Annotated in this window: 5 protein-coding genes; 2 read left to right on the top strand and 3 right to left on the bottom strand. The window is 68.3% G+C overall.

Annotated elements, in window-relative coordinates:
• The coding region (locus tag ACFQ27_RS20435; protein ID WP_377354872.1) for a cytochrome b at nt 1–732 on the bottom strand (732 nt) is incomplete at its 3' end.
• A gap of 167 nt (nt 733–899) precedes the next feature.
• Between ACFQ27_RS20435 and ACFQ27_RS20430 the strand changes: the two genes are divergently transcribed.
• Both ACFQ27_RS20430 and ACFQ27_RS20425 read left to right on the top strand, forming a co-directional pair.
• Entirely contained in the window at nt 900–1,247 is a 348-nt protein-coding gene (locus ACFQ27_RS20430) for a c-type cytochrome (RefSeq protein ID WP_377354871.1), read from the top strand.
• Nucleotides 1,244–2,641 carry a D-arabinono-1,4-lactone oxidase gene (locus tag ACFQ27_RS20425; RefSeq protein WP_374342781.1) on the top strand — a complete coding sequence of 466 codons (1,398 nt, stop codon included), beginning with the start codon at nt 1,244–1,246 and terminating at the stop codon, nt 2,639–2,641. The genes ACFQ27_RS20430 and ACFQ27_RS20425 overlap by 4 nt, the downstream gene beginning before the upstream one ends.
• Before the next feature lie 130 nt (nt 2,642–2,771).
• On the opposite strand, the gene ACFQ27_RS20420 is transcribed toward ACFQ27_RS20425, so the two are convergent.
• The gene (locus ACFQ27_RS20420; protein ID WP_377354870.1) at nt 2,772–5,075 is read right to left on the bottom strand and encodes a TonB-dependent receptor; all 2,304 of its coding nucleotides are present in this window, start codon (nt 5,073–5,075) and stop codon (nt 2,772–2,774) included.
• A 178-nt stretch (nt 5,076–5,253) separates the two neighbouring features.
• A partial coding sequence (locus ACFQ27_RS20415; RefSeq protein ID WP_377354869.1) for a tetratricopeptide repeat-containing sulfotransferase family protein occupies nt 5,254–6,856 on the bottom strand: 1,603 nt, incomplete at its 5' end.

Raw genomic sequence — 6,856 nt, 5'->3', positions numbered from 1 at the left:
CGCGGCGGCGGCCGGCGGCGCCTCCGGCAGGTCATCGGTCATCGGCTGGGCGGCCGGCGCAGGCGCCTGGGCCGGCAGGGGCGGCTTCACGAGTTCAGCCAGGGCGATCACGGCCAGGCCGCCCGCGCCGATCATCAGGAGACGCGGATCAAACCAGCGCCCCGGCTGAGCGCCCGGCGCCATCCGCGCCAGGATCGGGCTCTCTCGGTCAAAGACCTGGTGCTTGAGCGCCCCGGCCACGTGCAGCAGCAGGAGCAGATAGGTCCCGAAGGCCAGCCACTCATGCCCTTCATGGCCGATCGCCCGCCAGGCCGACTTGGCCGGCTCGGCCAGGTGCGCCAGGCCCGGCACATGCGGCCAGGGCACGACCCCGAACAGCACGGTCGGAATGCTGATGCGGCTGGCCGAGACCATGATCCAGCCGGTGATCGGCATGCCGATCATGATCCCGTAGAAGCACAGATGGGTGATCTTCGACAGGGTGGCTTCCCAGCGGTTCAGCCCCACCTCGCGCGGCGGCGGATTGGCCAGCCGCCAGCCCAGCCGCACGAGGCTGAGCAGCAGGATGGTGATCCCCACCGACTTGTGCAGCTGGATCAGGGCGAAGCCGAGCGGCGTCTTCAGGTCGTCCATCCGCCAGGCCAACAGGATCTGGAAGACGATACCCGCCGCGATCACCCAGTGCAGGACGATGGCGACATTGGAATAGCGGTCGGCGCGGGTGGCGGGCATTCAGGAACCTTCGGTGAGCTGCACCGCAAATGCGGGCTTCCGGGCGACGGCGAAAGGGCCATCACGCAGCCGTGACAACCTGCCCCGCCCCGTCTTGCGCCAGACGCAGGTTCGGGCATGGTCGCGCCCCAGGGGATGCGGGCGCCAAAGCCCGCACGGGAGGGATCTTGAAGACCATCGTCACCATCGTCGTCGCCTGCGCCGCCCTGGCGGCCTGCGGGTCGAAGCCGATCACGCCGGCCGAGGCGGCGAAGCTCGCTCCCGCCGACGCGCGCCTGGCCAAGCTCTACGAGGGCGCCTGCAAGACCTGCCACACCAATCCGGATTCCGGGGCGCCGCTGACCCATGACGCCCGCGCCTGGGGGCCCCGCTGGGCCCAGGGCGAGGAGGTCCTGCTGCTGCACGTGGTCCAGGGCTACAAGGGCATGCCGTCGCTGGGCCAATGCGTCGCCTGCGGTCCGCGCGACCTGCAGGCCCTGGTGCGCTTCATGGCCGACAAGGAGGATGCGAAATGAAGATCTCCCGCCGCGCCGCCCTCACCGCCGGGAGCCTGGGCGTTGTCGCCGCCGGCGCCGGGGCCGTGACCCTGGCCAATCGCGAGAAGCCTGAACCGCCCGCTCCGCCGGTGCTGGACCAGAACGACCGCCTCCTGTGGCGCAACTGGTCGGGCATCCAGCACGCCTATCCGGCGCAGCGCGCCGCCCCGGCCAGCGAGGACGAACTCGCCGCTCTCCTGCCCAAGGCGCCGGGTCCGATCCGCGCCGTCGGCGCCGGCCACTCCTTCACCGCCCTGGTGCCCACCGACGGGACCCTGGTCTCCCTGGACAACCTGGCCGGGGTCGCGGGCTGGGACGGGGACGTCGCCCAGGTCTGGGCCGGCACGCGCCTGGGGGCGCTCGGTCCCGCCCTGGCCGAGAAGGGCCGGGCCATGCCGGGCCTGCCGGACATCAACAAGCAGTCCCTGGGCGGGGCCATGGGCACCGCGACCCACGGCGCCGGCAAGGCCATCCCCGCCATCCACGCCGAAGCCCAGAGCCTGCGCCTGGCGACCGTGACCGGCGAGGTGATCGAGGCCAGCCCGACCAAGAACCCCGAGATCTTCCAGGCCGCCAAGGTCTCCATGGGCGCGCTGGGCGTGATCACCCAGGCCCACCTCGCCACCGCCGCCAACCGGCGCCTGCACCGCCGGGTCTGGGTCGAGGACTTCGAGGCCGCCTGCGACCAGGCCGAGGCCCGCTGGGCCAAGCACCGCAATTTCGAGTTCTACGCCGTGCCGTTCACCGGCCTCGCCGCGAACATCAGCCACGACGAAACCGACGAGGCGGCCCGCCCACGGGGGCCGGACACCGACAGCGGCTTCCTCGAAGTGCTGCGCTCGTGCCGCAACCTGCTGGCCTTCTCAACGCCCCTGCGCAAGGCCGCGGCCCACGCCCTGCTTTCCACCGCCAAACCGGAGGAAGCCGTCGACGAGGGCTGGAAATTGCTCTCCACCGAGCGGCCGGTTCGCTTCAACGAGATGGAGTATCACCTGCCGCCCGAGGCCCAGATCCCAGCCCTCAAGGAGGTGGTGGCGACCATTGAGAAGCACCGCCCGGACGTCTTCTTCCCCATCGAGGTCCGACGCATCGCCGCCGACGACGCCTGGCTGTCGCCCTTCAACGCCGGGCCGCGCGGCTCGGTGGCCGTGCACTGCCACTACAAGGACCAGTACGGCTTCATGTTCGAGTTGATCGAGCCGATCTTCCGCCGCCATGGCGGCCGGCCGCACTGGGGCAAGCTGCACAGCCTGGGCGCCGCCGACTTCGCCGCCCTCTACCCGCGCTGGAAGGATTTCCTTGAGGTCCGCCGCGAGTTGGACCCGCAGGGCCGCCTGCTCAACCCGTTCCTGCACAAAGTGTTCGGGGTCTGAGCACAACACCCAAACCCACGTCATCCTCCGGTCCCCGCGCAGGCGGGGATCCGGCGGACCCAAGCTGAACTTGCCGAAGCCGTCTGGATCCCCCGGACGCCCTATGGGCGCCGGAGGATGACGGTGTTGATCAGAACTTCTGGCCGAAGCTGATCGCGATGGTCCGCGGCTGGACCGGCACGATGTAGGTGATCCCGCCGCAGACGCCCGGCGTGCACTGGGCGGAGCGATAGGTGTCGCCGATCTCGTCGAAGACGTTGCGGATCGACAGTTCAGCCGTCCAGTTGTCCTTGGCGATCCCGGTCGACAGGTCGAAGGTCGTGTAGTCCGACTGCTTGCCCAGGATCGAACGCTCCTTGAGCCGCAGGTCGGCATAGGCCGAGCCGGTATAGGTCAACGCCCCTTGCACATGGGCGTCGAAGTCCCACCACGGGAACTCATAGCGGACCACCGAGTTGGCCTTCAGCTTCGGCGTCACCGGCAGTTCGGTGCCCTTGGGCGCCTCGGGGCTGGCGCAGCTGGTGATCGGGTTACCCTTGGCGTCCAGGGCGTTGCAGTAGTTCTCGGTCAGCTCGGCGTTGGTGTAGGCCGCCGCGCCGGAGATGCTCAGCCCCTGCACCGGCTGCCAGACCACGTCCACCTCGGCGCCGTAGATCCGCGCCTGGTTGGCGTTGCGGATTTCGGTGAAGGAGTTGGCGCCCAGGACCGAGAACTGGAAGTCGTCCCAGGTCTCGTAATAGACGTCGCCGTTGAACTTCAGGCTGCGGTCGGCCCACAGGGTCTTCCAGCCCAGCTCCCAGTTCTTGATGAAGTCGGACTTGTAGGGCGGCAGGGTCGCACGCCGGTTCACGCCGCCCGGCCGGAAGCCGGTCGAGTAGGTGGCGTAGACCATCTTGTCGTCATTGATGTGGTAGGTGGCGTTGACCTTGTAGGTCTCGCCGGTCTCCTCCACCGACTTGTCCAGATTGGTGCAGGGTCCGCGGCCGACAACGGTCGGCTTGAAGCAGGCCGCCTCGCCGGTCCGCGAGGAATAGCCCTTCGAGAACCCGTAGAAGCCGCGCAGCTCACTCTCCGCCTTGAAGGCGCGGATGCCGGCGGTCAGGGTCAGCTTCGAGGTGGCGTCCCACGACACTTCGCCGAAGGCGGCGCTGTCGCGGTCTTCGCGGTACTGATCCGTCAGCCAAAGGGTGCCCGGCCAACCGGTCACGGCGACGTCGGACCCGATCTTGTCGATCCGATAGTTCTGCAGGATGTCGTGGGTCTGCTTCTGGTAGAACAGGCCCGCGGTCAGGCGCAGGGGCTGGTCAGCCTGCGAGGTCAGCCGGATTTCGTGGCTTTCCTTGGTGAACTTGTCCTTGCCCAGGATGTACTGGGTCGGATCGACCGGGTTGCCCAGGTTGTCGGTGACGTAGGCGCCCGAGCCGAACAGGGTGTCATAGAAGAACGAGTAGTCGGTGTAGTCCGACTGGGTGTCGATCTTCCGGTTCATGTAGGCGCCGGCATAGACCAGGTCGAAATTGGCGATCTTGCCCTCGACCGCCAGGGCGGCGTGATACCAGCGGTCGTGGCTGCTCTCGGGCTTGAAGTGCTTCACCTTCAGCTCGCCCAGGGTCTTGTCGTACCCGAAGTAGCCGTTGGTCTTCATGTCCTGGTAGTTGATCGACGGCTTGATCGTCCAAGTCTCGTTGAGGTCGATCTTCAGGGCCGCCCGCGCGCCATAGACGTCGACGTCGTTGTAGTCGTCATCGGCCAGGGCGTTGTTGTTGATGGTCACGCCCGAGGTCGGATAGCTCCGCGTGCCCTTGACGTTGTCGATATAGCCGGCGCGGTGCTCGCCCCAGGCCACCAGGCGCACGGCGACATTGTCGGCCGCCGGAATGTTCACCAGGCCCTCGGCCTTGTAGCCGATCCCACCGTGGGCGACGCCGTTGACCTCAAGGTCGTACTTGGACTCCGACACCCCAAGCTTCGGCTCCTGTGTGATGATCCGCACCGTGCCCGCCTGCGAGCTCGCGCCGTACAGGGTGCCCTGCGGTCCGGCCAGGGCCTCGACCCGGGCGATGTCGTAGAAGTGGATGTCCAGGGCGCCGCCGATGGTCGTCACCGGGGCTTCGTCCAGATAGACGCCGACGCTGGGCAGGGAGCCGGAGTGGTTGCCGTCGCCGCCCGAGGCCACGCCGCGCATATAGACGTTGTAGAAGCCGGGCGTGGAGCTCTGGAACGACACGCTGGGCAGCATGTTGAACGCATCGGTCACATTGCCGATGTGCAGCTGCTCGATCTTCTTGGTCGAGAAGGCGGTGACGGCGAGCGGGATGTCCTGGACATTTTCCTCGCGCTTCTGAGCGGTGACGACCAGTTCCTCGACCGTCGGCCCGGAAGCCGCCTCAGCCGCATACGCCGCTGGCAGGCCCGCCAGCATGCTGCCGGCCATCAAGGCCGCTCCAAAAGCCATCCGATTCCGCGTCTGACGCCCCATGCGATTTCCCCTCGCGCAAACACCAAGTCATGGCGCGGTCACATCCGCGACATGCGGGCGTCACAGCGCGCCTGAGCCGGGCGCCTGTCAAGCTGACGGGAGCGTCATCCTTTCGCTCTGTTGCGCGGACGCATCAGGGGGTTGCAGGCGCGTCAGGGTACGCCTCAAGCACAGACCCCAGGGCCGCCTTGAGGGGATCGAGCCAGGGCTCGAAGTTTCGCCACTGATCCAGGCCGTCGGTGAAGATCGGCCGCCGCACCTGTTCTGAGCTGGCGGTGCGTACGGCGCGGTCATTTTCGTAGAACCGCAGGCAGGCGTCCTCGAACGGCAGGCCGCAATAGTCGAGCAGGGCGCGCGTCTCCGATTCGGGATCGGCGACCATCCGCTCATAGATCACCCGATGGACCCGCCCCGGCGCCACGGCGTCGAAATGGGCCATCAGGGCCACATAGTCCGCATAATAGCGGCCGAGGTCCGTCAGGTCGTAGGTGAAGCCCTGGCCACGCGCGAAGTGCTGCTTGAAGCCCGAGAAGCAACAGCCCAGCGGATGGCGCCGCGCATCGATGATCTTGGCGTTCGGCAGGATCAGGCGGATCAGGCCGACGTGGGCGAAGTTGTTGGGCATCTTGTCGATGAACAAGGGCCGCCCGAGCTTCCGCTGGCCGCGCGTCCGCTCAAGGTACTCCTCACCCAGCGCCCTGAGCTCCTCCGCCGACAGCTCAGCCAGCACCTCGGGATAGGCGCTCTCCTGGTCCTTGCGGCTCCGGGCGCCCAGGCGCTTGGCGATGGCCGGGATGTCCGGCAGCTCCATGGTGCCCTCGATCATCGAGTGGCTGGCGAGTATCTGTTCGATCAGGGTCGAGCCCGCCCGCGGCAGGCCCAGGATAAAGATGGGGTCCGGCGCCTCGCACCCCTGCCCCGCGCGGGCGGCCAGGAAGTCCGGCGTGAACAGGGCCCGGGAACGCAGCATGGCCCGGTGGGTCTCGTCGGCGTCGTAGTCCAGGGACTTGCGGCGCAGGGCGTTTCCCTGAGCATAGGCGGCGAATGAGGCCCCATAGTCGCCGGCGTCCTCCAGGGCCTTGCCGAGGGCGAACTCCAGGTGGAACCGGTCCTCGTCGGACAGGTCGCCTCGCGCCAGCTGGGCGCGGATGGCGGCGAGGTCCGTGGCCTCAAAGCGGAAAGTCTTCAGGTTGGCCAGGCTCCACCAGGCCTCGCCCATCTGCGGGGCGAGTTCGAGCGCCTTGCGATAGGCGTCGATGGCGTCGCCCTGTCGGCCGACGGTCTTGAGCGCATGGCCCAGGCTCATCCAGGCCTTGGGCTGCAGGGGATAGTCCCCCAACAGCGCCTCATAGACCGCGATGGCGCGGGGGTATTCGCCCAGCTGGCCGAGCGCGGCGGCCTGCAGGTTGCGATAGCCGGGATTGACCGGGTCCTGCGCCAACAGGGCCTCGACCTCGGCCAGGGCTTCGGCGGCCTTGGTCTGGCGGTAGAGCACCACCGCATAGTTCTGGCGGGCCGGGGCGAAGGTCGGCGCCAGCTCCAGGCACCGAGCCAGCAGGGCCTCGGCGTCCTCGTAGCGGCCCAGCCGGGTGGCGATCTCGGCCAGCATGCGGATGGCCGCAACGTCGGTCGGTCGGGCCTTCAGGATGTCGCGCAGGGTGGCCTCGGCCACCGACAGCCGGCCGTCCACAAGCGCCGCCCCGGCGGCGACCAGCTGCGGGTCGCGCGCGGCGCGG

It is taken from the genome of Phenylobacterium conjunctum (genome assembly GCF_042679085.1).
Lineage (GTDB): Bacteria > Pseudomonadota > Alphaproteobacteria > Caulobacterales > Caulobacteraceae > Phenylobacterium > Phenylobacterium conjunctum.
This window is presented reverse-complemented; position numbering and strand designations above follow the sequence as displayed.

Coding starts and splice junctions, on each gene's coding strand:
- ACFQ27_RS20420 (WP_377354870.1), bottom strand. CDS start 5,075: ATGGCCGGCAGCATGCTGGCGGGCCTGCCAGCGGCGTATGCGGCTGAG.
- ACFQ27_RS20425 (WP_374342781.1), top strand. CDS start 1,244: ATGAAGATCTCCCGCCGCGCCGCCCTCACCGCCGGGAGCCTGGGCGTT.